Source organism: Pseudomonas marvdashtae, assembly GCF_014268655.2.
In the GTDB taxonomy this organism is placed as follows: domain Bacteria; phylum Pseudomonadota; class Gammaproteobacteria; order Pseudomonadales; family Pseudomonadaceae; genus Aquipseudomonas; species Aquipseudomonas marvdashtae.
The window spans coordinates 3,512,835-3,537,552 of record NZ_JABWQX020000001.1 but is presented as its reverse complement, the minus strand read 5'-3'; the positions used below and the strand labels follow the sequence as shown (position 1 = coordinate 3,537,552).

Genomic DNA, 24,718 nt, shown 5'->3' with positions numbered 1-24,718 from the left:
TTCCTGACAAAAATACTAGGACTTTGTCCGGCGCGATGATTGGCGTAAACTGCCGGCAAGCCTGCGAGGAGTTTCCATGACCGCCATTACCATTACCGATGCCGCCCACGATTACCTGGCTGACCTGCTGTCCAAGCAGAACACCCCGGGAATCGGGATCCGCATCTTCATCACCCAGCCCGGCACCCAGTACGCCGAAACGTGCATTGCCTACTGCAAGCCGGGGGAAGAAAAACCTGAAGACACCGCGCTGGGGCTCAAGAGCTTCACCGCGTACATCGACTCGTTCAGCGAGGCTTTCCTGGACGATGCGGTAGTCGACTACGCCACCGACCGCATGGGCGGCCAGCTGACCATCAAGGCGCCCAACGCGAAAGTGCCAATGGTCAACGCCGACAGCCCGGTCAACGAGCGCATCAACTATTACCTGCAGACCGAAATCAACCCGGGGCTGGCTAGCCACGGCGGCCAGGTATCGCTGATCGACGTGGTGGAAGACGGCATCGCCGTGCTCCAGTTCGGCGGCGGCTGCCAGGGCTGCGGCCAGGCGGACGTGACCTTGAGGGAAGGCATCGAGCGCACCCTGCTCGAGCGCATCCCGGAACTCAAGGGCGTGCGCGACGTGACCGACCACACGCAGAAAGAAAACGCCTACTACTGATAGGTGTCACTGCGGCAAGACCCGTGGCGAGCGAGCCTGCTCCCTCGCCACAGGTTGTTTTACCGCCTGATCGATTGTTTCAGGGCCGGTAGAGATGCGCATGGCCTGCGCGATACAGCGATGATTCGCTGAACACATCGTTGCCCAGCACCCGTCCCACCAGAATCAGCGCGGTGCGGCGAAAACCCTTGGCCTGCACCTTCTCGGCGATATCCTCCAGCGTACCCACCACCCAATCCTGATCCGGCCACGTCGCCCGATGAACCACCGCTATCGGACAATCCGCGCCGTAGTGAGGCAGCAGTTCACCGACGATTTTCTGCAGGTGATTGACGCCCAGGTGAATCGCCATGGTCGTTCCATGCTGCGCCAGGCTGGCAAGTTCCTCTCCAGCGGGCATGGCGGTTTTGTCCGCGTAGCGAGTGAGGATCACGCTCTGGGACACATCGGGCAGCGTCAGTTCGACACCCAACAGGGCGGCGCAGGCCGAGGTGGCGGTGACGCCTGGAATGATCTCGAAAGGGATGTCCAGCTCCCGCAGGCAGCGGATCTGCTCGCCGATGGCGCCATACAGGCCCGGATCGCCAGAGTGCACCCGAGCCACATCCTGCCCACTGAGATGGGCCGCCTTGATCACCTCGATGATTTGTTCCAGATGCAGCTCGGCGCTGTTGATCACCTGTTCGGCACGATGGCCTTCCAGCACGGCCGTCGGCACCAGGGAACCGGCGTAGATGATCACGGGGCAGCTATGGATCAGTCGCTGGCCCTTCACGGTGATCAGTTCCGGGTCGCCGGGGCCGGCGCCGATGAAATAAACGGTCATGACCGGTTCCTGTCGAAAGAGTGGCTTGCATGAGCCGCGCTCATGATTCCGGTGGCGATTATCGAGCGTTACGAAGCGGCCGCCAATGCCAATGTGGCCTGCAAAGCTTTCTGGCGGGTAATCAGTAGCGTTGCGGGCGAATCGCCCAATTGATTGGCCAGCGCGAGAGCAGCGCTTTCGGCAACGCCATGGCAGTCCGTACGCTCGAAAGCAATCCGGGAGCGATGGCTGAGCTGCCCTTGATAGCCCGACAACTGTTCGGCGGTAAAGCAAATCAACGGCAGCGCCAGTTGCTCAGCCAACGCCAGCAGGCCCGGTTCGTTGCGCTTGAGTTCGATACTGGCCAGGGCCCGCACTTCATCGAGCTCAATGCCGTGGGCCTGCAGCGTCTGGTCGAGCAATGCCCGCAGCGAACTGGCCGGGCAGCCGCGTTGGCAGCCCAGGCCGACCACCAGGATCGGCCCGACCTTCATGCGTCGTGGTGCGCCTGGGCGCCACGGCGAAACAGCCAGGCGCTGATCAGGCCCAAGGCGAGCCAGAACGCGACGTTGGTCAATTGCGAGGCAATCTTGAACTGACTTTCCAGCGCTTCGGGCGCCAGCATCGAATGAACCTCGGGTTGCGGCGCGCCGATCACGTGCGGCACCAGCAAGGTCACCAGACCCAGCAGCTTGAGCAGCCAATGCCGACCGAAAACCATCAGCGCGATGCCGACCGCCGTGGACGCCGCGGTGCCGATCCACCACATCTGCCGCTGGGCCAGGTCAGCCGCCGCGGTGCCAGGCAATTCCGGCGGCAGGCCAAGGGTCGGCGCCAGGACAAACGTGGCATAGCCGGCCAAGCCCCAAAGCAAGCCTTGGGACGTACGAGTCGGTGCGCGCAAGGTGTACAGGCCCGCCAGCATCAGGGCGAAACCCACCGCGACCACCAAATTGCCGCCCGTGGTGGAAAGTACCCGCTGCCAGCCGTCTTCCGGCTCCCAGGCTTCGGCATCGTGGCTGTGGGCCGCGCCTGAGACGTGCTCATGGGCCTCCGCCACCGGAGCCTTTTCGTAGGTTTCGGCCTGCTGGATCAGCGGCGATACCCACAGGCTTTGCAGAAGGGTCAGCAGCAGGGCGGCCAGCAATCCGCTGAAACCGGCGGTCTGGGCGATACGCTTGATCATGTCGGCAGGTCTCAGTGGCACGGGAACGCGGCGCTATGCCGTGTGTCGTGGGCCGCGTTGTGCACCGCTTCGATGTGGGAGAAACCGGCGAAATAGACCAGGCCCGCACCGAGGATCGAGGCGAAGATTGCCGCGCTCAGGCGCTGGCTCAGGGTGATGGTGCTACTGGTGGTGCGGGCGGTATTGCTGATGGTCGACATGGCGCTTCCCTCTGGTCTTGTCAGCGGGTAAATCGAGCGCAATGAAAAACCGGGCGAAGGCTCGCCAGGATTCGAACAGCGCCCGCCCACCGCGGGTTTGTTGAGCTTGAGTCATGGGCCGGTCTCCGGGCTTGCGAGGGGCAGGGCCTTGGCCTTGCCGGCAAGCATCACCTTCCCATGCGCATGCACAGTGGATTCGACGCTTCGCTCGCTTACCGTTGCGGGGGCAGCACCGGACTGACGTGGCCTTGAAGTAAAGCACACGATTCACCGGTTTCCCGTTTCACCCCGTGAAGGGCACCCGTAACAAGGTGCACAGGAGACCATGGGCGAGGATGGGCGTCAATGTGTCTGGCGCGCTTCGTGATTTGAGATAGGGTTGAGGCTGGACACCGCGCTCACAGGAGAACTACATGCGCTTTTCAGCCTTGACCCAACGCATCACTGGCGATGGCGCCGCCGCCTGGCAGATACATGATCGGGCGCTGGCCATGCGCGAGCAGGGCAGGGAAGTGTTGTTGCTGTCAGTAGGCGACCCGGATTTCGATACCCCGCCGGCCATCGTCGAAGCCGCCGTCGCCAGCCTCCGTGCCGGCGACACTCACTACTCGGATACTCGTGGCCTGCACTCCCTGCGCGCCAGCATCGCCCGGCGTCATCAGCAGCGTTGCGGCCAACCGGTCGGCGCCGAACACGTCACGGTGTTACCCGGTGCTCAGTGCGCCGTGTATGCCGTCGCGCAATGTTTGCTCAACCCCGGCGATGAAGTCATCGTCGCCGAGCCGATGTACGTCACTTACGAAGCAGTATTCGGTGCCTGCGGGGCGACGGTGGTGCCGGTGCCGGTGAGCCCGGAAAACGCTTTCCGGGTCCAGCCGGCCGACGTTGCCCGGCTGATCACCCCGCGCACCCGCGCCATGCTGCTCAACAGTCCCAACAATCCCTCCGGCGCCAGCCTGCCGCTGCCGACCTGGCAAGCGTTGGCGCAGCTGTGCATCGACCATGACCTGTGGCTGATCAGCGACGAGGTCTACAGCGACTTGCTCTACGAAGGCGAACACATCAGTCCGGCCGGCCTGCCGGGAATGGCCGAGCGCACCGTGACCATCAACAGCCTGTCCAAATCCCACGCCATGACCGGTTGGCGCGTTGGCTGGGCCATAGGCCCTGAACCCCTGGCCGAACACTTGTCGAACCTGTCGCTGTGCATGCTGTTCGGCCTGCCGGACTTCGTCCAGCGCGCCGCCCAGGTTGCCCTTGAGCAGGATTTGCCTGAAGTGGCGCGGATGCGCGAGGAATATCGCCAACGCCGGGACTTGGTGTGCGCCATGCTCGATGACTGCCCAGGCCTCAAGCCCGTGCGGCCCGATGGTGGCATGTTCGTGATGGTTGACGTGCGCCAGACCGGCCTCGACGCCCAGGCTTTTGCCGAGCGGCTGCTGGATGGGTATGGCGTGTCAGTGTTGGCGGGGGAGGCGTTCGGGCCCAGTGCGGCGGGGCATATTCGGATTGGGTTGGTGGTCGATCAGGTGAAGCTGGCGGGGGCGTGCCGGCGGATTGTCTTATATGTGGCGCAATTGTTGCGGGTGCGACGTGCCTGAGCCGGCGCTGTATATTGAACAGGCCAGCGACCCCAAACCGCCATCCAACTAAAACCGGTTGTGTGAATAGTTATGTCGCAATGGAAAGCCGACAAGCGGTAGTCATACCTGTCAGGTCTGACAGTAGTTAAGAAGAGGAATCCGGTGCTTAATTCGCTTCGACTAGGTGCTTCAAGCAAAGGTCGAGGTCAGCCATCATGCAGCCTGTTGAAGTTCTGGAATACGATCCGCCGACGGTCGTGGGCGTGGACGAAAACGACCCGGATGGCTATATCCCGTTCGAGCTGTTGCAGACAGGGATCGAGGTCAGGATACCTATTTGGCCTGTACCTTCTCCTTCGGGAGAAACCGATACGCTTACTGTCGAGATGAAACGTAATGGTGTCGTGGAGTTTACCTCGGCGACGTACCATCTAAATCCGATTAGCGAAACGGAATTTTTCATTCTAATCGGTCCGCAGTATCTGGCCGTGGATGGTGTGGTTGAAGTTAGTTACACGACCGAAAACTACCTTGGAAATGAGCACCCTTCGTATCCACGGAAATTGACGATTGATCACACACCGATTCCGTCGAACCTTCCCGAGGTTGAGTTTCCCGCGGCGAAACAAAATTTGCATGGTTATCTTAATTGCTCCACACAACCGCCTATTTGGCAGGGTGTGGAAGTCAAGGTTCCTCCGCTCCCCAATTTCTGCCGACCCGGTGACATTTGCGCCGTGGAATGGATTGGGTATCAAAGCCTCAACGGCAGTGGTCCGCCCATCAATGCTACTTATAAAAAAATCGACACGCCGTTGACATTGCTCCAGATAACTAACGGTTTCTCAGTAACGATTGAACCTTTTCGACCGCATCTGGAACCGATGATAGACAAAGCGTCGGGCGCGGCGAATTACACGCTCTATCGTGGTACGAGGAAGATAGGCGCTTCGGTGAGGGAGTTGGTTAAAATTGATCGAATCATTCCGGGAGAGTCGCAGCCGTGCGGCCCGTAAGGCGTAATAAAAGTTTTTGAGCGAAGCATCAAATGCGCCACTTTGTCACGTTATTTACCTGACACCATCGTGTATAAGATCGGAGTTAATTTCATGAATGCTAAAGTTGGAACGGCCGCAACCAATAAACAAATTTCTCTACAGAACACCATTTTGTTCGACCCTGCTACTTTTCCTGAGCAAACCCTGCCAGGGGGTGACTTGCGTATTCCAGTGGCTGCGCTGAATGCTGATCTGGTGTACGAAGTTCCCCAGCCTGATCAAGAGTTCGACAAGGATACGATAGATATTTTCATGCAGGTCAAAGGTGACCCGACCACAAGATTTGACTTGGAAAGCGCTAAACCATTGGGGGATCCGCCTAGTGCTCGCATTTGGCCATTGCGCTTGAGCATTCCGCTTGCACGCCTCATAGAGCTGCCTGCACCGGAAACGCCAACTGAGTACGAGCTGGTCTACGAGATGTTTGCTGGCGGTGTCAATCCGGGTGGAGAAGTTGTCGCCGAGTATGTAATCGACCGGACCAAACCCTATCAGACTAAAACGCCCCCCACAGATTACGCTCCTCCCGCTGCTGGGTTTCCGGCAAATTTACCGCCCACCCAGGAGATCGATGCGGATTACCTTACCGCAAACCCCAGTGGGATAGTCATCACGGTGCCATTAGCGACTTCCAACGCTGAGACAACAGACACAGTAGATATTTATTGGGGCATCCCGGGAACCCCTGCTTTTGACACGCCAGTGCTGAGCGATCACCCGTTACCAGTAAGCGGGGAAATTCCTTTAGATGTCACCATTCTTGAAGATTCGGCAGAAGGCGTGAATTTTCTGAAATATGTGGTAAGGGACTTGGCAGGGAATATCAGCCGAGAGTCCAGACTTAACCAGCGTACTGTCCGGCATTTGGAACCCCCTGTGCCGACAACGCCTGTCGTACCGCTGGCAGATGGCACCGATGGTGATAACTTAATTAATCTAGCAGATTGCGCCGACGGTGTGACGGTAGAAATTACTGTTCCTCAGCCAAGTCAAGGCAGAGACATGATTCGTGTCACTTGGCAGGATATTGAACTATCACCCGATCAAACCGTGGGGACAGAAACTTTGCTTTCTTTCCCCGTTGATTACGAAACCGTCATCAAGCCAGCCTATGGCGCAACCGACGGTAGGAAAGCTACAACTGTCAGCTATGTCATGGTGCGCGGCTCGGGTAATCCTATTGCCACGGGACAGACGACCATCGACGTTGATATATCTTATGCAGGTCCTGAGAATCCCGAAGAGCCGGATCCAGAGAATCCTAATCTTGAGTTGCCTCGTTTGGTTTCGTCTCAAGGAGTGGACAACGTCTTGGACGACGACGATCACGGCAAGCCGGCTGATATATACATTCAGCTATACGATGTTCCGCCAACCGAGACGGGGCAAGTTGTAACGGTTTGGTACGACGACGTGGAACTTGATCCTTATTACCTGACGCCAGGAGAAGAAGATACGGAAATTCTCGCCGCGACGGTTCCATGGGATGTTATTGCGAGAAAACCGAATGAAGTGATCAAAATAAAATGGGTGTTATCGGCCGTTGGGGGCAGCAACCCACAGTCGTCGCTACCGCAGGATGTCGATGTCGATATTACTAAAATAGAGTTGCCAATGCCCGAAGTGCAAGGACTTTCGAGGAACGCAATTGCTTGTCCTACGTTAAATTTTGTGAACGGCGATGGCACCAGTCGCAGAAATTTGAAAGTCGTAATTCCATTCAGCTCATCGCTTGTCGATGGGAGGACCGTGACATTGAATTGGGGAGGATATAGCGATGAGAATGCGACAGTTCCAATTAGCGGAACCGCTACCACGGCGACTCATCTTATTAGCGGAACTGTACCGACTGAGGGTATAGAAATGGAGATTGGCGATTATTCTGACAACTTCAGACCTGTTTCGGATGGCTATGGGAAATTGTTCTACACCGTCACCGACGTCACGCCGGAGTCGGACCCGGCTATCCATTTCGTGTTTTTGACGGATAATAATGGCGACTTCTGTGAGATCGCAAATCCAGTACCGTAAGCGATATTAACGTGAAAGCGGTGGGCATGGTGCTTTGTCATGCCCATCGTGTACTCAGGTCGCTTCAGGAAGCATTGGAGAGTTATCTGACGTCACGTGGGGAGAAATCCTACATAACTATGCCTGGTTCATCTGTAGCCTTGCGAACCCTGAAAAGGATAGTCGTTGATTCGGCGGCTGGCCCGTAATCCGATCCTTATTGTAAAAGCAGGTGTCTAGCATGCAGCCAACTTCCCCCCCGGTCCCATCGCCGCCCTTTGTGAAGTGCGTATTGTGCCTTCCCGTATTTTTGCTTTCTTCCGTCATCGAAGCCGCGCCCGTTGTCGGCGGGAGTGCCACCGTCAACAATGGCGACGCCGTTGAAAGCTGGTTTTTGTCGCAGAGTGCTACGTTGAATGTCAATAATGCTCAGGCGCTGGCCATTGATGCCGATGCTTCTACGGTTAATGTCAATGCGGGTAGTAGCACTCAGGCAATCACAGCCAGAAATAATTCGACGGTCAATTTGAATGGTGCCAGCGTTACGAGTGCTACTGGTGCGGCTGGGTTACAACTGATTTCAAGTACCGGCAACATCAATGGCAGTCATATCAGTGGCGGTAATACAGGCATATCGGCAGTTCGATTTTCCACCGGTCTGGACGGTTCCGTCGTTAACGTAACGGGAAAAAGCGTTATTAAAGGCGCGAACGCCGGTATATTCGCCTCGTCCCATAGCTTGATCAATGTCACCGACTCCACGCTAGAAGGAACGGCTTCTACCGGTTATGGCCTTTGGCTTCAGAGTGCAGATGCCATTGTCAAGAACAGCACGATTACGGGTGGGGAAAACGGGGTGTTCGTTGAGCTGGATGTGACGGGGGTTGCGCCAGCCACCTTGAATCTGGAGAACACCACGGTCCAAGGAAAAAATGGTTCAGCGATTGTGGTCGATTTCAAAAACGAGGACAGCTCCAAAGCCACGTTGACGTTGACCAATTCTACTTTATTGGCCGGCAACGGCACTCTACTCGAGGTCAAGGGAGGCGCTACCACGGCGATGACGGTTAATGGCAGTGTATTGAATGGAAACATTGTTACTGAATCTGGAAGTACCACTGAACTGACACTGCAGAATAATTCCGTGCTGACCGGTCGGTTGGAAAATGTCGCGAGCGCGACCGTAAACGACACATCCCAATGGGTATTGGTGGGCGACAGCCAGGTTGGAAATCTTGCACTTAATGGCGGCTCAGTAAAATTCGGGGCTGACGACGCGTTTTATCGGCTGGATGTGGCAAACCTGTCAGGCCAGGGGCGTTTCATCATGGGAACCGATTTTGCCACCGGTCGTACAGATGTCTTGAATGTTACGGGTAATGCCAGCGGCACCCACGAACTGCTGATTGCAAGCAGCGGAGCTGAACCAGCCGCCGGCCAGCCTATTACGGTTGTTACCACAGGAGGGGGCGACGCACAGTTCAAGTTGTTCAATGACGTGGTCGATCAAGGCGCCTATTCCTACAGTTTGGAGAAGAGTGGCAACAACTGGGTTCTGGATCCGAGCACTCGGATCATCAGCCCAGGGACGCGTTCGGTGATGGCGCTGTTCAACACACCTTTACCTACCTGGTATGGTGAATTGACGTCGTTGCGCACCCGCATGGGCGAGTTGCGATGGAATCCCGGTCAGTCCGGAGCCTGGGGACGCACCTACGGAAACAAATATGAAATCGCCAACGGTTCCGGCTTGGCTTATCGGCAAACCCAGCAGGGGTTCACCCTCGGAGCGGACGCTGCGATACCGGCGGGGGATGGTCAATGGCTGGTGGGGGTAATGGGCGGGCATAGCACGTCTGACCTTAACTTGGATGCGGGTAGCTCGGGTAGCGTGGACAGCTACTACCTCGGCACCTATGCCACTTGGCTTGATGCAAGCAGCGGGTACTATGCAGACGCTGTGCTGAAGGTTAACCGCTTTCGCAACGAAGCCAAGGCCAGTCTGAGTGATGGGGGACGTGCAAAGGGTGATTATGACAATAGCGGCATTGGTGGTTCCGTCGAGTTCGGTCGGCATATCAAACTCGACGACGATTTTTTCATCGAGCCATTCACCAAATGGTCTGCCGTGGTCATCCAGGGTAAAAGCTTTTCGTTGGATAATGGTTTGCAAGCCGATGGAGATCGTGCGCGATCATTGTTGGGAGAAGTGGGCCTGACCGCCGGCCGAAATTTCAAAGTACAAAATGACATTGAGCTGCAGCCCTATGTACGGGTATCCGGCGGTTATGAATTTTCGAAAAGTAACGAAGTGCAGGTCAATGATAATGTCTTCAATAATGACTTGTCTGGCTCGCGCGCTGGGTTTGGGGCGGGTGTCGCTGCGTCGATGACGGACAAGTTGAAATTGCATGCGGATTATGAATACAGCGATGGAGAAAATTTTCGACAGCCGGCTGGGTGGACAGTGGGGTTACGCTACGCGTTCTAACACAGAGCAAAATCGAATAAAGATGAAGAAGGAGGCCTCGGCCTCCTTCTTCATCTTTATGCCTAGACTGTTTTTGCTGTCTAGCAGGTCCCAACTCGGGCTGACGGGCGACGCGGATTTCTCCTAGTGCGGCTGCGAGCGGAGGCGATGAAGTCCATTTTTAAAGTCAATGTACTGGGGGTATTCTCATCATTATTTTCCACGTCCGCGCAAATGGTACCTGAGAGCGTCGCGCTTGAAGCGTCGTAGGCGAGCCTGGCGATACCTTTGACTTGTTTATAGACCACTGCGACTGCTGGGTCCGACCGATCAACGAACAGCACCCCTACTGGATAGCTATCCTCACCTAGTCCATATTCGTCATCATCCATATCCATGGAAAACGAAACTCGCACCTCTTTGGTCGTGTAATCAGGCCCAGGGGCCATCTGCGTGGCCAGCATGACGTGAGCCTTTTTATGAGGTGGTGGATGGTTAGGAAAGTCCACCTCTGAAAGTTCTACCAAACTGGCATTGAACGTTTCCGTGCCATTAATGGTTCCTTGACACATCCCCTGTACTTCCTGATGCATACTCGTTCTAGCAAATGCGTTCATTGAGGTACTCTCCGCTGTCTTGACAAGTGATATCCCGTCAATGGAAGCAATGGACGAGACTAGACCATGTAATGCCAGTCTTGAGGGGTTGTAAACTGTAAGACTTTACAGTTTACAGATGGACATCCTTGTGCCTTTTCTATAGCGCAACGGTTCCCTCTGTATCTGATAAATACCCAATCGATGTTTTGCGTCGGCCCACCTGTACTGATGTCGGACGTCAATTCGAACAATGCGCATAACGAGGTTGATGCTGGCGTGTGAAATTGTGTAATGGTTTTGCTCAGAGATGGATGAGGACATCTATCTTGTCCGCTTGAGATTGATTGCCCTGATCCTCCCATGACCACCCATCTGAAACCTGCCCGCACCTGTGAGTTCTGACAGTACGCACATCTCGATTTCTCGTGCCGTACTATTCACCGGAACGCAAAGCCGCATTGCTCAAGATGCTGCTTCCCCCGCTCAACCTATCGATGGCCGAGGTTTCCCGGCGCGAAGGGGTCAGCGAAATGTCTTTGTCCAACTGGCGAAAACAGGTCAGTTCTGAAGGAAACGCAGTGCCCGAAAACACCCCATCGGCCCAGAACTGGACAGCCGAAACCAAGTCTGCCGTCGTCCTTGAAGCCAGCGGTTTATCCGAGATCGAGCTGGGTGAGTACTGCCGTCGAAAAGGCCTTTACCCTGAGCAGATCAAGGCGTGGCGACAAGCCTTCATCAGGGGTCAGAAGTCGGAAAAAGCTCAGTCCAAAGACGACCGCGAGCAAGCCCGCAAGGACAAGAAACGCATCGAGCAACTTGAGCGCGAACTGCGCCGTAAAGATAGGCGCTGGCTGAAACTGCCGCGTTGCTGGTACTGCGAAAAAAGCTCAACGATTACTGGGGGATCGACAACGAGGACAGTTGACGGCTCTGCCGGAACAGCAATTGCTCGTGACCTGGTTGCATCGGACCGGTGGGTTGAGGGAGCAGTCTTCCTCAGCCCACTGCAAGTACTACGTTGGTTGATCTTGCCAAAGGAATGAATGGCGATAGGCATTCGCCGTGCACGAGCGGCGCTCCCTGGTTGGCAGTCCGTCCCAGTATTCCAGGGGAACAAGACGGTAACGCTTTATAGACTGGATGTGAAATTGTGTAAGGGTTTTGCTCTTGGGAAGGGCGACGGTGTATATCCTTGGCGGCTTGAGATTCTCAGCGCCTCGTACCTTTGGACCCACCCATGCCCAACATCCTCCTCGTCGAAGACGACGCCGCCCTTTGCGAACTGATCGCCAGCTATCTGGAACGCAACGGCTATCACGTCAGTGTGCTCAACCGTGGCGATCATGTACGTGAGCGAGCGCGGGTCAATCCGCCGGACCTGGTGATCCTCGACCTGATGCTGCCGGGACTGGATGGCCTGCAGGTCTGCCGCCTGCTGCGGGCCGATTCGGCGACCTTGCCGATCCTGATGCTCACCGCCCGGGACGACAGCCACGACCAGGTCCTGGGCCTGGAGATGGGCGCCGACGACTACGTCACCAAGCCTTGCGAGCCCCGGGTGTTGCTCGCCCGAGTGCGGACCTTGCTGCGGCGAAGCAGCCTGACCGAGCCGCAGACGGTCAATGACCGCATCGTCATGGGCAACCTGTGCATCGATCTGTCCGAGCGCACGGTAACTTGGCGCGAGCAGCCGGTTGAGTTGTCCAGCGGCGAGTACAACCTGCTGGTGGTGCTGGCCCGGCATTCCGGCGAAGTACTGAGCCGCGACCAGATTCTGCAACGCCTGCGCGGCATCGAGTTCAACGGCACTGATCGTTCGGTGGACGTGGCCATTTCCAAGTTGCGGCGCAAGTTCGACGACAACGCCGGCGAAGCGCGCAAGATCAAGACCGTGTGGGGCAAGGGTTATTTGTTCAGCCGTTCCGAGTGGGAATGCTGACCGATGTGGAAGCTGCTGATTCGCCTCTACCTCGTCACCATCGTCTCCTACAGCGCGGCCATCTACCTGATGCCGGAACTGGTGATCCGTCTGTTTCATGAACGCTTCCAGGCGTACAACCTCGACTATTCCCGTGGTCTGCAAACCTTGATGGTCAAGCAGTTTCGCGGCGTGCCCAGCGAGCAATGGCCGGCCCTGGCGGCGCAGATGGACAGGGAATTCGCGCCGCTGCACATCGAGCTGGCGGCGACCGAGGATGCAGGTTTCACCGCCACCGAGCAGGCGCGTCTCAAGCGCGGCGAGAATGTTGTGCGCATCGGCGATTGGGGCTGGCGAACCCTGGCGGCTGCGCCGCTGGATGAGCGCACGGCGGTGAAGATGATCGTGCCGCCGGACCCGGCGGATGTCAGCTGGTTGTACTGGAGCATCAACGTGCTGATCGGCGCAACGATGCTGGCCTGCCTGCTGCTCTGGCTGCGGCCGCACTGGCGCGATCTGGAACGGCTCAAACGCACCGCCGAGCGTTTCGGCAAGGGACATTTAAGTGAGCGTACGAAGATCGCACCGAGTTCCAACATCGGCAGTCTGGCCCATGTGTTCGACACCATGGCCGGCGACATCGAGAATCTGCTCAATCAGCAGCGGGACTTGCTCAATGCCGTGTCCCATGAATTGCGCACGCCGTTGACTCGCCTCGACTTTGGTTTGGCTCTGGCGTTGTCCGAGGATATGCCAGCGGCCAGTCGCGAGCGGTTGCAGGGGTTGGTGGCGCACATTCGCGAGCTGGATGAGTTGGTACTGGAGTTGTTGTCCTACAGTCGTTTGCAAAATCCCGAGCGTTTACCGGAGCGGGTCGAAGTGCCGCTGGACGAATTCATCGACAGCATCCTCGGCAGCCTCGACGAAGATTTGGCCGCGCCGGAAGTGGTGATCGACGTGTTGCTGCACGGGGCGCTGGAGCGTTTCGTGCTGGACCCACGCCTGACCGCACGGGCCTTGCAGAACCTGTTGCGCAATGCCATGCGTTATTGCGAGAAGCGGATCCAGGTCGGCGTGCTGGTGGGTGAGCAGGGGTGTGAAATCTGGGTCGACGACGATGGCATCGGCATTCCCGACAGCGAGCGCGAGCGGGTGTTCGAGCCGTTCTATCGCCTGGACCGCAGCCGCGACCGCGCCACGGGCGGCTTCGGCCTTGGCCTGGCCATCAGCCGCCGGGCCCTGCAAGCCCAGGGCGGGACATTAACGGCCGAAGGTTCTCCGCTGGGCGGCGCACGCTTCCGGCTGTGGCTTCCCACACCGTCCTGAGGCCTGGTGCAGTCCCTGTGGCGAGGGGATTTATCCCCGCTGGGCTGCGGAGCAGCCCCAAATCACCCAAACAACCCCGCCGCAATATTGATCGAGAACCCCAGGATCGCCGTATTGAACACAAACCCGATCAACGACTGCGCCAACACAATCTTGCGCAACTGCCGCGTCGCAACACCCACGTCCGATGTCTGCACCGCCACGCCGATGGTGAAAGAGAAATACAGGAAATCCCAATAATTGGGCGTGGTCAGACCCTCGGCGAAGCGCAGGGCCGGTTCCTTGCCTTCCCAGGTGTAATACAACCGCGCGTAATGCACGCTGAAGATCACCCCGATCAGCAGCCATGAACCAATCACGGTCAACGCAGTGACGCCGTAATGCAAGAGTTTGGCGGCGGTTTGCAGGTCGCGGCTGCCGGCCAGTTCGAAGGTGATGGTTGCCAGGCTCGCCAGCGCCGCGATGCAGACCATCAGGAGGACCAACCCCGCGTTCTCGTCTTCGCGTTCGGCGATGCGCTGGACGTCCGGTGCCTTGGCCCGCACGGTCAGCCAGAACATCAGCACCAGGTACGTCCAGACCCCGACGTTCCAGCCGATCAGGATTTGGCTGATGATCGAGTCCGCGGGAATCAGCAGCCCCGCCGCCAGGCCAATGATCGTGGCGCAGGAAAGACGCGGGTGGGTGCGGGCGAGGCGGGGCATGGGAGCTCACTGTCAGGCGGGAATGCACGGAGTATGAATCATCACGCCAATGCGGGACCGGCAATGTCGCTGGATTGGATCAGTTTCACGCCAGCTTCTTGCATGCGGCGGATGGCCGTATCCATCGAGCCGTCGATATCAATGCCTCGGCAAGCGTCCAGCAAGACAATCGCATTGAAACCTGCCATACGAGCATCCAGCGCCGAATACATCACGCAGAAATCCAGGGCCAGCCCGACCATGTACACCGTGTCGATACCGCGCTCCTTGAGATAGCCTGCCAGCCCGGTAGGTGTTTGACGGTCGGCTTCCATGAAAGCCGAATAGCTGTCGATGGATGGGTTGCAGCCTTTGCGGATGATCAGTTGCGCATGGGGCAAGTCCAAGGCCGGGTGCAGCGCGGCGCCCGGTGTGCCCTGGACGCAATGGTCGGGCCAGAGTTTCTGTTCACCGTAGGGCAGTTGAATGATGTCGAAAGGTTGTTTGCCTGCGTGGCTGGAGGCAAACGAGGCATGTCCGGCCGGGTGCCAGTCCTGTGCGACCACGATGTGCCGGAACGTGCGGCCCAGTTGGTTGACCAGCGGCACGATTTCATCGCCGCCCGGCACGGCGAGTTGGCCGCCGGGGGTGAAGTCGTTTTGTATGTCGATCACCAGTAGTGCGGTGTTTGTAGACTTGCTATCCGTGGTAGGCATGCAGACTGCTCCTTGAGATTGACCTGCTGAGCTTAGGCTCGAAATGTCTTTCGTCGCAAATATCCCAACGGTGATGGCTTTTTGATGTTCGGTCCGTGCACTACCGTACCAATTGTGTACAATCGCCGACTTTCAACCGGGCATGGAGGCACTTCGGCTTTCTGTCACGAGAAAAACCCATGCTTATCGGCAGTTATTCCCCCGCCCTTGTTTCCATCTCTTTGTTTGTTGCGATCCTGGCGTCTTACACTGCGCTGGACCTGACTGGGCGTATCGCCACTGCGCAAGGCCGCGCCGTTCACCTTTGGATGGCGGGTGGTTCGCTGGCGATGGGAGTGGGCATCTGGTCCATGCACTTCATCGGCATGCTCGCGTTCACCTTGCCGGTGGAGCTTGGCTACGATGTGGCGATCACCGCGCTGTCCCTGCTGATCGCGATTCTTTCCAGTGGCTTTGCCCTGTGGCTGGTCAATCAGCCAAAGCTGCGGGTTTGGCAGTTGGCGTTTGGCGCTTTGGTCATGGGCACCGGGATCAGCGCCATGCATTACACCGGCATGGCGGCGTTGCGGATGCAGCCGGGCATTGATTATGACCCGACGTTGTTTGGCGCTTCACTGCTGATTGCTGTCGTGGCGTGCGCGGCGGCGTTATGGATTGCCGTGCGCCTTCGCCAGCATTCCCCTCATGTACGAATCGCCCGCGCCGGCGCCGCCGTGGTGATGGGCATCGCCATTGTCGGCATGCATTACACCGGCATGGCCGCGGCGCAGTTCAGCGAAGGCAGTTTCTGCGGATCCCTCGATGGCTTGAGCGGCAAGGGCCTGGACAATCTGGTGCTGATCACCACGTTGGCGGTGCTGGCGATCGCCTTGCTGACATCGATTCTGGATGCGCGTCTTGAAGCCCGTACCGCGGAGCTGGCCAAGTCGCTGACCCAGGCCAATCGGGAACTGACCCAACTGGCCCTGCACGATCCCCTGACCGGGTTGCCCAATCGCGTGCTGTTGGCGGATCGTATCGGCCAGGCCATGCACCGGGTGCAAGAGCAGGGCGGCTGTTTTGCGTTGATGTTCATCGACCTCGACGGTTTCAAGCCGGTCAACGACGCGTTCGGGCATCACATGGGCGATCTGTTGTTGCGGGACGTGGCCTTGCGTCTGCGCGAGGACTTGCGCAACCAGGACACACTCGCGCGGATTGGTGGCGATGAGTTCGTCCTGCTCGTGCAACTGGCCGATCCCGACGACGCCTTGCGCCTGGCTGCGCGCCAGGTCGCGCTGATCGCTCGCACGTTCCGGGTCGCCGACCATGACCTGCAGATATCCGCCAGTGTCGGTATCGCGCTTTTTCCCGGCAACGGCGAAAGCGCCGAAGAGCTGCTGATGAATGCCGACGCCGCGATGTACCACGCCAAGGGCGCCGGCAAGAACGGCTACAGTTTTTTCGACGCGTCGATGAACAGCAACGCCCGCAAGCAGTTGCAGCTGCTGCAAGACTTGCGCATCGCGGTCGAGCAGCGGCAGTTCAGCCTGCATTACCAACCCAAGTTCGACGCAGCGAATGGCCGTCCGGTCGGCGCTGAAGCGCTGCTGCGCTGGACCCATCCGACCCAGGGCATGATGATGCCCGACACCTTTATCGACTTGGCGGAAAAGACCGGGCTGATCATTCCCATCGGCGAATGGGTGCTGAACGAAGCCTGCCGGCAGATGCGCGAGTGGTACGTGCTGGGCTACACCGATTGGCGCATCGCGGTGAACCTTTCGGCGTTGCAGTTCTGCCATACAGGCTTGGTGCAGAGTGTCGCCAAGGCGCTGGAGACCCACCATTTGCCTGCCAACAGCCTGACCCTGGAAATCACCGAAACCACGGCCATGAGCGACGCGGACGCGAGCATGACCGTGTTGCAGCAACTGTCGGACATGGGCGTGGACCTGTCCATCGACGACTTCGGCACCGGTTACTCGAGCTTGATGTACCTCAAGCGCCTGCCGGCGAATGAGCTGAAGATTGATCGTGGCTTCGTCCGTGACCTGGAACACGACAGTGACGACGCGGCCATCGTCTCGGCCATCGTTGCCCTCGGCCAGGCCTTGGGCCTGCGGATCGTCGCCGAAGGCGTGGAAACCGATGTACAACAAGACTTCCTGACCCAGTTGGGCTGCGATTCGCTGCAAGGTTATCTGTTGGGTCACCCGCTGCCGGCCGAGCGCTTCTTGCACGACATCCGCCAGGCGCAAAGCGTGGCGATGGCCTGAGGCGTTCGCTCAGGGAAGGATCTCGAATGCGGCGCTGCCCAGTCGCTCGCCATTGACCAGCAAATGCACCGCATGCCGGCCCGCATAGTGTCGGCGGGTGGTCAGTTCGCGGATGTGCTGGGAACGGCTGAGGCTGGCGCACGCCAGGGCGGGCAGGTCGAAGGTCTTGAGCTTGAACACCTTGGCCGACGTGCCGCCCGATGCCTTCACGTAGTCGATAGCGTAATCAATCACCAGGCGCTGATCCTGTTCAGACGTTGATCGCACCTTGAACGAAAGGGTGACCTGTTCGCCAAGGCGAATCACTGGCGGCGTCACCTGCAAATCCGAAATCTCAACCTGCGCCTTGCCGCCTGCGCCGATGACAGCCAGCGCCCGAAGGTTGCCTTGCTTGATCAGGCTGCGCAGCGCATGACGGGCGATCCAGGCCGTGTGGCGGTCCTGCAACGGCCACCCTTCGATCCGCTCCAGCACCCAGTCGGGATGCTGCTTGGTCACATCGTTCAGATGGTTGGCGACGGATTTGCGCACGTAGAGGCTGTCGTCAGCCTTGAGGGCATCAAGAATCGCGGCGGTGAGTTCCGGGTTGGCCTGGATCGGTTCCAGATGGAACGACCACGGCAAGCGTGGCCGGCTGCCTTCGCTGGCGAGGCGGCGCACGTGTTCGTTGGCATCCAGTGCCCAGTCATGCATCACCTCAAGGGTGCGCGCCAAGTCATCGCGCAGGAAATGCCGGACGGCGAACTCCGCAGAGCCGAACCGGGTGAAATATTTGAGCGCGTCCATGGATTGATCGAAGGCATGCCGCCCGTACGACGCGACGTAGTGGGGGAGGAACATGCTGACGAACATGCTGTTGATGCGTGGCGCCAGGGCCCGCAAGACCTCGATCGATGCTTCGTAATCCAGCGGCAGGACCGCATGCAGACATTCGCTGACCCGCGCCATGCGCTGCATCACCGACAACCCGGCCAGTCCGTCGTTGGCCATGTGCAGGAACGCCTTGGAATCGAAGGCTGGGTACACCGCGCGCGTTTCGGTGGCGATGTGCTGCAGGCGCTCGGTGTTGAAGATTTCCTTCAGGGCAGGGGATGACGTAGTCATGGCGAGATCCGTAGTCCAGAGGGCGCCACTATGCCATGCCAGGCGCAACCCGTGGCGAGGGAGCTTGATAGCGGACAGTAAAAGGAATGTTTCGCCGTCAATGAAGTCCCAGATTCAGTACCTCGAATAACCTGGAGTTTTTTATGCGTAAACCAACCCTGATCGCCAGCCTGGTCCTGATCGCCAGCCTCGGAGCCCTTGGCCCCGTTGCACAAGCGGTCGAGAAGACTGGAGACGCCTTGGAGCACTCGCCGAGCAATGGCCGCAGGCTGGTGGAGAATGACCGGGTACCCGCCGACTATCAGCGTTCGGACCGGGCCATTAAAGATTGGAAGCAGAAGAAACTCGAGCAACCTACAGAAGAGCAGCAATGGGTGCAGATTGACGACAAGTATTTGCTGATCGAAACCGTGTCCGGCGCGATCGTCAAGATCGTCCCGGCCACACGTTAATCAGAGCACCTCGCCCTTGTCCCACAAATGAACCAGTTCGCCAGGTGCCTGGTCCTCGGGCACCTGCAACACCATCTCATCGTCCTGGTCGTTGGCGCGGAAACGCACCTCGATCTGGAAGTAACGCTGGTCGCCCCGGCCCGGCGTAGAAGAGGTGAGCGGCAGGCACCCCTCCAACACTGAGCAGATGCGCGTGCGCTGATCGAGGTCGCACTGGGCGAACTCGATTTCCCGGGGGCGGGTCAGGGCGTGGATGGCCGCCACGCCGCCTTGGCGTGACAGCTTGACGACGGCTTTGTCGTCCAGGTCTGGAAGGGTTTTCATCCGTTCTCCTCGTTCAGGTCGACGCCCACCTGGGCCCAGCCATCCTGCACCGCTTGCACTTCCCGTTCGCCGAAACGTTGACGGGCGTGTTCGACAGTCAGGCGGGCGAAGGCGCTGAAGGAGGCATCGTTGGCCAATTGTCGGTCGCACAAGGTTTCATACCAGATCCGTCCGGCCTTTTCCCAGGCAAATCCGCCGAGTGCCGTCGCCACCAGATAAAAGGCCCGGTTGGGAATGCCAGAGTTGATGTGCACGCCGCCATTGTCTTCACGGGTGATGACGAACTCGCGCATGTGCGCCGGTTGCGGGTCTTTGCCCAGCAGCGGGTCATCGTAGGCGGTGCCGGGGTTGGACATGCTGCGCAGGCCGTCACCGTTGATCTTGTCGGTGAGCAGGTCGGCACCGATCAGCCAGTCGGCCTGGTCGGCGGTCTGGCCCAGGACGAATTGCTTGACCAGCACGCCGAACACATCGGAAATGGATTCGTTCAGCGCGCCGGACTGGTTGGCATAGACCAAGCCGGCTTCGCTTTCGGTGACGCCGTGGGCCAGCTCGTGGGCGACGACATCGAGGGAGCGGGTGAAGCGTTGGAAGATTTCGCCATCGCCGTCGCCAAACACCATCTGCGCGCCATTCCAAAAGGCGTTTTCGTAGCCATGGCCATAATGCACGGTGCCAACCAGGGCAAAGCCCTTGCCGTCGATGGAGTCGCGCCCCAGCACTTTCCAGAAAAAATCATAGGTGGCGCCGAGTGCGTCGTACGCCTCGTCCACCGCCGGGTCACCGCTGGCCGCTTGGCCTTCCAGGCGCACCGGTTGGCCCGGCAATTCCATGTTGTTCTGGGCGTCATGAATACTGCGCTGCGGATGGCCGGCCTTGCCAGGCTTGGGCAGTTTGGCCGCAGCGGGCGCATTGCTCGGCGGGCCGGGATTGTGACGCAGGTTTTTAACGTGGGTCAGCGTGCCGAGGGCGCTGGAGCGTTGCTGTTCGGAGCCATGGGCAATAATGCGATTGAGGATATAAGGCGGGATAAAACTATGCAGCGGGCGAGAGTCGATCATCAGAAAGTCCTTATCTGAAATGCAGGGTCGATACCCATGTGAACCGAAGTGGCCGTTGCGGTTCCCTTGCGCCGCAAAAGGTTGCCAGTCGCATCGAATTCTGCGAAAACCCCGCGCCTGGATCACACGGGAATGACGCGATGAACGAAGAACTGCAAATCATCGACCTGGAACACGGCGATGGCAAAAGCGTAGTCAACGGTGCGCTGATCACCACCCAATACCGCGGCACGCTGGAGGACGGCACCGAATTCGATTCGTCCTACAGTCGCGGCAAGCCTTTTCAATGCGTGATCGGCACCGGTCGCGTGATCAAGGGTTGGGACATAGGGCTGATAGGCATGCAGGTCGGCGGCAAGCGCAAACTCCTGGTGCCGGCACACCTCGCTTACGGTGAGCGGTCCATGGGGGCGCACATCAAGCCCAACAGCAATCTCATATTTGAAATCGAGCTGCTGGAAGTGCTGACGCGCGACGACTGAGGGCTTGTGTGCATCATCGGTCGTTGAACAGCGGGATCCGTCCATTGACGGAAGGGCGGTAGCACCAAGCCAACTGTTCCAGTCGTGGTTGGCCTACGAGAATCGCACCCAGCGTGGCGCGGGCAATGTCCATCGCCAGGCTCTGGCCGGGACATTCATGGCGCCCGCTGCCGAAGCTGAAACTTCGGCGGTTCGGGCGGTCCAGCAGCAGGACGTCCGGTTGCGGATTGAGCTGCGGGTCGCGATTGGCCGAGGCCAGCAGCACCAGCACCGTATCCCCGGGTTGCAGCGCCGTGCCGAGGACTTCGCAGGGCAGGGCGACGAAGCGCCGGGTGTTTTGTACCGCAGGGTCGAAACGCTGGACCTCGGCCAGCAACGGGCCGACCTGTTCGGGATCATCGCGGAGCAAGCCGCGCAAGGCGGGATCACGGATCAGCGCCAGCAGCGCGTTGCCGATGAGGCCTGCCGTGGCCTCGTAGGTTTGCGAGAGCAGGCCGATCAGGTTGGCGACGAGGCTGTCGGTGTCTTGGAAACCCTGGCAGATGCGCTTCAAAAAAGGATTGTCTTGCGCCGCGATCCGCCCTTGGAAAGCGCCGGTCAGTAGCTCACTGGCCCGGTGCGCGGCTTCTCGCTGCGCCGCCTGGCTCAAGGGCGACAGGCAGGCGACGAAATCTCCCGTCCATTCGCTGATCAGGCGGCTCTGCGCCGGGTCGAAGCCCAGCAACGCCGCCACCACGCTGGCCGGCCCGATAAACTGGGCCTGATGCAGGCCCTCGGCGCCATCCCTGAGAAAGCGCGTCTTGACCAACGCTTCGACTTGCCAGGGATCGACGTCCCGCAACACGGGCTCAACCGCCGCCCTCGGGCACCGCTGCCGTTCCCCGTCGTTCATCCGCATCAGGCGCCCGAAGACCCGGCCGGCAGGCCCATCGGCGATGGCGTTCGGCACCGGCTCATCGGTCGGACGCACATGGCAATCGGCATGATGCAAGATGGCGCAAACCGCTTCGGCGCTGCTGGCGATCCAGAGCTTCAATCGAGGGTCGAAGGTCAACCCGCCATTGGCCCGCAGGCTCGCGTAGTAAGGGTAAGGATCGACGTGAGTCGCGGCGATGATCGGGTCCATGAAGCGCTGCCTCGTTCGTGATGGAGAAAGTGTTGCTACTATCTCCAGTCGATGCACGGCTTGATTCGGCGGGGAGCGAAATATGGATGCAGAACAACATGACGTGGGCGTATCCAGGGTGGCGGCGGCCATTGCCGAACCGGCCCGCACCCGCATGCTCTGCGCGTTGATGGACGGCCATGCGCGCACCAGCACGGAGCTGGCGAGCATCGCCGAAGTCAGCGCCTCCACCGCCAGTGCACATCTGGCCAAGCTCAGGGAGTTGGCCCTGGTGCGGTTGCATGTCCAGGGTCGTCATCGTTACTACAGCCTCGCTGACCCACGTGTGGCCCAGGCCCTCGAAGCCTTGATGGTGATCGGCCAGAGCGCCAGCCCGCCCTTCACTTCGCGCACGCCGGATCGCCTGCAATTCGCTCGCACCTGCTACGACCACATGGCCGGCGCCTTGGCGGTGAGATTGCATGACCGTCTGCTGGAAGCCGGATGGCTCGTAGGTGTGGAGGGCGACGGCTACCAGTTGAGTGAGCCCGGCGAGGCGCTGTTCAACGGGTTGGGCATTGACGTTCCGGCGCTGACGCTCCAGCGACGCCGATTCGCCTGCCCGTGCCTGGACTGGAGCATGCGCCGGCCGCATCTGGGCGGTGCCTTGGGCAAGGCATTGCTGCAAGTGGCGATCAAGCGCAAGTGGGTGATCCAGGACCTGGACAGTCGTGCCTTGAGGCTGACGGCTGAAGGACAGCGAGGGATGGCGGCGCGGTTTGGCATCATCACCGAAACGCAGACCAAACCCGCGGCCGCTATCGCGAGCAGGCTTGCCTCGCCTGTGGACCTGCGCTAATCAGGCCATATGCTTGCGCCGGTATTCATCCGGCGTGGTGCCCATCATTTTGCGGAACATGCTGATGAACGCCGATGCGCTGCTGTAGCCCAGGTCCAGGCCGATGGTTTCTACGCTCTGGCCACGTTCGAGCAGGGCCAGGGCTTCGATGACTTTCAGGCGCTGGCGCCATTCCACCAGTGACATGCCCAGGTCCCGCTGGGCCCGACGCATCAGCGTGCGCTCGGTGGTGTTGGCGGCGCGGGCCAGTTGTGGCAGGGAGCGCGGGTCGCTGGGGTTCGCCTCCAAGGCCCGTAGCACTGGGCCCAACAGCGGGTCATCCGAAGACGGTAAGTAACTGCCGACATGGGGTGCCTGGACCAGCTTGTCCAGCAGCACCTGCAACAAGCGCTGCTGCTCGGGCGTCTGTGGCTGGCTCGGCGGGTCGCTGCGCAACTCTTCCAACAGGGCGCGGATCAGTGGGCTCAAGGTCAGCGCGCAGGGCACGGCGGGCAGCGCACCGCACAGTTCGGCCGCCAGATACAACGAACAATGGCAGGCCTCATGCCGATTGAACCCAACGTGTTCCATGTCCGGCGGTAGCCAAATGCCGTACTGCGGTGGCGCCAGGTAATGGTGCTGGGCGATCTCGATTTCCATCACGCCACTGTAGGAGTAGACGAACTCACCCCAGGCGTGCCGGTGCCGAGGGTAAGTGGCATGGGCCGGCATGCAGGCGCTGCGAAAGAAAATCGGCGAGGGCAGGGCCGCTTCGAACGGAGGAATCTTCAGATGTTGGGCTGGAGGCTGCATATCGACCGCAATGGCGGATTACCGGGATGGCTTGTCGGGTAATCACTATATCCAGCAAAGCTGTCAGGCAGACAATCCTTTCATCTATTTCTGCCCGAGGAGTTTTCCCATGACTACCCGCCGCGCCCTGGATGGCCAGGTCGGCGTCCTGATGACCGGCCTCTGTGCCATCTGGGGATTCCAGCAAGTCGCGATCAAGGCCAGCGCGGCCGACATGGCGCCGATGCTGCAACTGGGCGTGCGCTCGGCCATCGCAGCGGTACTGGTCTGGCTGTTGGTATTGGGGCGCGGTGAACGTTTATCCCTGGCCGATGGAAGTTGGCGTCCGGGCCTGTTGGTGGGGTTGTTGTTCGCCTTGGAGTTCGTGCTGGTGGGCGAAGGCCTGCGTCATACGACGGCTTCGCACATGGTGATTTTCTTGTACACCGCACCGATGTTCGCCGCCCTCGGCCTGCACTGGAGATTGCCGAGCGAACGTCTCAAACCGGCGCAATGGCTCGGTATCGCGATGGCATTCGGCGGGATCGTGGTGGCCTTCAGTGGCGGCTCGGGCGCGGCGAGCGGCAGCTCGTTGCTGGGCGACGGGATGGGCTTGCTGGCCGGCGCACTGTGGGGCGCAACCACGGTGACGGTACGCTGTTCGCGACTGACGGACTTGCCGGCCAGCCAGACGCTGCTTTATCAGCTGGTGGGCGCCGGGATACTGCTGATCGGAGTGTCGGCGGCGCTCGGGGAAACGGCGATCAACCCGACGCCGCAGCTCTTTGCGAGCATGGCGTTCCAGGTGTTGCTGGTGTCCTTCGCCAGTTTCTTGATCTGGTTCTCCCTTCTGCGTCGCTACCTGGCGTCGCAACTGGGAGTGCTGTCGTTCATGACGCCGCTGTATGGCATCGGTTTTGGCGTCTGGTTGCTGGATGAGCCGCTGGAGCCGAACTTCATCGTTGGCGCGGTCTTGGTGCTGGGCGGAATTCTGCTGGTCAGCGGCTACGGCTGGTTTCGCCAGCGTTGGGGACGAGGGTCGGTTTTGCGGCGGGAGTAACTGAAAGAAGAATGTAAAAAGCCCACC

At 59.4% G+C, this 24,718-nt stretch carries 24 protein-coding genes, 1 pseudogene and 1 riboswitch; of the genes and pseudogenes, 13 read left to right on the top strand and 12 right to left on the bottom strand.

Translation table 11 applies throughout. From position 1 onward, the window contains the following. Positions 1-76 precede the first annotated feature (76 nt). Positions 77-661: a Fe-S biogenesis protein NfuA gene (gene nfuA / locus HU742_RS15895; protein ID WP_025214551.1), complete on the top strand. Its 585-nt coding sequence runs from the start codon at positions 77-79 to the stop codon at positions 659-661. Between the two features lie 79 nt (positions 662-740). Here the strand turns inward: nfuA and cobM are convergent, their stop codons facing one another. The 4 genes from cobM to HU742_RS15875 all read right to left on the bottom strand — a co-directional run bounded on the left by cobM (position 741) and on the right by HU742_RS15875 (position 2,852). Continuing rightward, on the bottom strand, positions 741-1,487 hold the full coding sequence (cobM, locus tag HU742_RS15890) for a precorrin-4 C(11)-methyltransferase (RefSeq protein WP_186643254.1): 747 nt from the start codon (positions 1,485-1,487) through the stop codon (positions 741-743). Positions 1,488-1,555: 68 nt separating this feature from the next. Continuing rightward, on the bottom strand, positions 1,556-1,960 hold the full coding sequence (locus tag HU742_RS15885) for a cobalamin biosynthesis protein (protein ID WP_186643255.1): 405 nt from the start codon (positions 1,958-1,960) through the stop codon (positions 1,556-1,558). Beyond that, complete coding sequence (locus HU742_RS15880) at positions 1,957-2,652, bottom strand: CbtA family protein (protein WP_186643256.1); 696 nt, start codon at positions 2,650-2,652, stop codon at positions 1,957-1,959. The genes HU742_RS15885 and HU742_RS15880 overlap by 4 nt, the downstream gene beginning before the upstream one ends. A gap of 11 nt (positions 2,653-2,663) precedes the next feature. Then, positions 2,664-2,852, bottom strand: coding sequence for a CbtB domain-containing protein (locus HU742_RS15875; protein ID WP_186640393.1), 189 nt, complete (start codon positions 2,850-2,852; stop codon positions 2,664-2,666). A gap of 99 nt (positions 2,853-2,951) precedes the next feature. After that, positions 2,952-3,172: riboswitch (cobalamin riboswitch) on the bottom strand. 93 nt (positions 3,173-3,265) lie between these two features. On the opposite strand from HU742_RS15875, the gene HU742_RS15870 reads away from it, so the two are divergent. The 4 genes from HU742_RS15870 (at position 3,266) to HU742_RS15855 (ending at position 9,994) form a co-directional block, all read left to right on the top strand. Further along, the gene (locus HU742_RS15870; protein ID WP_186643257.1) at positions 3,266-4,453 is read left to right on the top strand and encodes a pyridoxal phosphate-dependent aminotransferase; all 1,188 of its coding nucleotides are present in this window, start codon (positions 3,266-3,268) and stop codon (positions 4,451-4,453) included. 197 nt (positions 4,454-4,650) lie between these two features. After that, positions 4,651-5,451 (top strand): hypothetical protein, encoded by an 801-nt coding sequence (locus tag HU742_RS15865; RefSeq protein WP_186643258.1) that lies wholly within the window; start codon positions 4,651-4,653, stop codon positions 5,449-5,451. Positions 5,452-5,544: 93 nt separating this feature from the next. Beyond that, complete coding sequence (locus HU742_RS15860) at positions 5,545-7,524, top strand: hypothetical protein (protein ID WP_186643259.1); 1,980 nt, start codon at positions 5,545-5,547, stop codon at positions 7,522-7,524. A gap of 220 nt (positions 7,525-7,744) precedes the next feature. After that, positions 7,745-9,994, top strand: a complete 2,250-nt coding sequence (locus HU742_RS15855; protein WP_186643260.1) for an autotransporter outer membrane beta-barrel domain-containing protein — start codon at positions 7,745-7,747, stop codon at positions 9,992-9,994. An 80-nt stretch (positions 9,995-10,074) separates the two neighbouring features. Here the strand turns inward: HU742_RS15855 and HU742_RS15850 are convergent, their stop codons facing one another. Next, complete coding sequence (locus HU742_RS15850) at positions 10,075-10,590, bottom strand: hypothetical protein (protein WP_186643261.1); 516 nt, start codon at positions 10,588-10,590, stop codon at positions 10,075-10,077. A gap of 449 nt (positions 10,591-11,039) precedes the next feature. Between HU742_RS15850 and HU742_RS15845 the strand changes: the two are divergent. From HU742_RS15845 to HU742_RS15835, 3 genes and pseudogenes are all read left to right on the top strand, one after another. Next, positions 11,040-11,538: pseudogene (locus HU742_RS15845) on the top strand (transposase); the annotation flags it as partial. Positions 11,539-11,809: 271 nt separating this feature from the next. After that, positions 11,810-12,511: a response regulator gene (locus tag HU742_RS15840; RefSeq protein WP_186640408.1), complete on the top strand. Its 702-nt coding sequence runs from the start codon at positions 11,810-11,812 to the stop codon at positions 12,509-12,511. 3 nt (positions 12,512-12,514) lie between these two features. After that, entirely contained in the window at positions 12,515-13,816 is a 1,302-nt protein-coding gene (locus tag HU742_RS15835) for an ATP-binding protein (protein WP_186640409.1), read from the top strand. A 62-nt stretch (positions 13,817-13,878) separates the two neighbouring features. Here the strand turns inward: HU742_RS15835 and HU742_RS15830 are convergent, their stop codons facing one another. Together HU742_RS15830 and pncA are read right to left on the bottom strand one after the other, a co-directional pair. Further along, positions 13,879-14,520, bottom strand: a complete 642-nt coding sequence (locus HU742_RS15830) for a DUF1345 domain-containing protein (protein ID WP_186640411.1) — start codon at positions 14,518-14,520, stop codon at positions 13,879-13,881. Between the two features lie 41 nt (positions 14,521-14,561). Beyond that, positions 14,562-15,215: a bifunctional nicotinamidase/pyrazinamidase gene (gene pncA / locus HU742_RS15825; RefSeq protein WP_186643262.1), complete on the bottom strand. Its 654-nt coding sequence runs from the start codon at positions 15,213-15,215 to the stop codon at positions 14,562-14,564. A 179-nt stretch (positions 15,216-15,394) separates the two neighbouring features. On the opposite strand from pncA, the gene HU742_RS15820 reads away from it, so the two are divergent. Further along, entirely contained in the window at positions 15,395-17,473 is a 2,079-nt protein-coding gene (locus HU742_RS15820; RefSeq protein WP_186643263.1) for a putative bifunctional diguanylate cyclase/phosphodiesterase, read from the top strand. Positions 17,474-17,482: 9 nt separating this feature from the next. Here HU742_RS15820 and HU742_RS15815 read toward each other — a convergent pair whose 3' ends face one another. Continuing rightward, positions 17,483-18,577: a DNA alkylation repair protein gene (locus HU742_RS15815; protein WP_186643264.1), complete on the bottom strand. Its 1,095-nt coding sequence runs from the start codon at positions 18,575-18,577 to the stop codon at positions 17,483-17,485. A gap of 143 nt (positions 18,578-18,720) precedes the next feature. Between HU742_RS15815 and HU742_RS15810 the strand changes: the two genes are divergently transcribed. Then, entirely contained in the window at positions 18,721-19,029 is a 309-nt protein-coding gene (locus HU742_RS15810; protein ID WP_186643265.1) for an RcnB family protein, read from the top strand. On the opposite strand, the gene HU742_RS15805 is transcribed toward HU742_RS15810, so the two are convergent. Together HU742_RS15805 and HU742_RS15800 are read right to left on the bottom strand one after the other, a co-directional pair. Next, positions 19,030-19,353 carry a protealysin inhibitor emfourin gene (locus HU742_RS15805; RefSeq protein WP_186640418.1) on the bottom strand — a complete coding sequence of 108 codons (324 nt, stop codon included), beginning with the start codon at positions 19,351-19,353 and terminating at the stop codon, positions 19,030-19,032. After that, a complete protein-coding gene (locus HU742_RS15800; RefSeq protein WP_186640420.1) occupies positions 19,350-20,414 on the bottom strand; it encodes a M4 family metallopeptidase in 1,065 nt (354 codons plus the stop codon). The genes HU742_RS15805 and HU742_RS15800 overlap by 4 nt, the downstream gene beginning before the upstream one ends. A 140-nt stretch (positions 20,415-20,554) precedes the next feature. Here HU742_RS15800 and HU742_RS15795 point away from each other — a divergent pair, with 140 nt between their 5' ends. Then, entirely contained in the window at positions 20,555-20,896 is a 342-nt protein-coding gene (locus HU742_RS15795) for an FKBP-type peptidyl-prolyl cis-trans isomerase (protein WP_186643266.1), read from the top strand. A gap of 13 nt (positions 20,897-20,909) precedes the next feature. Here HU742_RS15795 and HU742_RS15790 read toward each other — a convergent pair whose 3' ends face one another. Continuing rightward, complete coding sequence (locus HU742_RS15790; protein WP_186643267.1) at positions 20,910-22,022, bottom strand: cytochrome P450; 1,113 nt, start codon at positions 22,020-22,022, stop codon at positions 20,910-20,912. Between the two features lie 82 nt (positions 22,023-22,104). On the opposite strand from HU742_RS15790, the gene HU742_RS15785 reads away from it, so the two are divergent. Then, on the top strand, positions 22,105-22,860 hold the full coding sequence (locus tag HU742_RS15785; protein ID WP_186643268.1) for an ArsR/SmtB family transcription factor: 756 nt from the start codon (positions 22,105-22,107) through the stop codon (positions 22,858-22,860). On the opposite strand, the gene HU742_RS15780 is transcribed toward HU742_RS15785, so the two are convergent. Beyond that, the gene (locus HU742_RS15780; protein ID WP_186643269.1) at positions 22,861-23,652 is read right to left on the bottom strand and encodes an AraC family transcriptional regulator; all 792 of its coding nucleotides are present in this window, start codon (positions 23,650-23,652) and stop codon (positions 22,861-22,863) included. Between the two features lie 109 nt (positions 23,653-23,761). Here HU742_RS15780 and HU742_RS15775 point away from each other — a divergent pair, with 109 nt between their 5' ends. After that, positions 23,762-24,691 carry a DMT family transporter gene (locus HU742_RS15775; protein WP_186643270.1) on the top strand — a complete coding sequence of 310 codons (930 nt, stop codon included), beginning with the start codon at positions 23,762-23,764 and terminating at the stop codon, positions 24,689-24,691. The last annotated feature ends 27 nt before the right edge of the window (positions 24,692-24,718 follow it).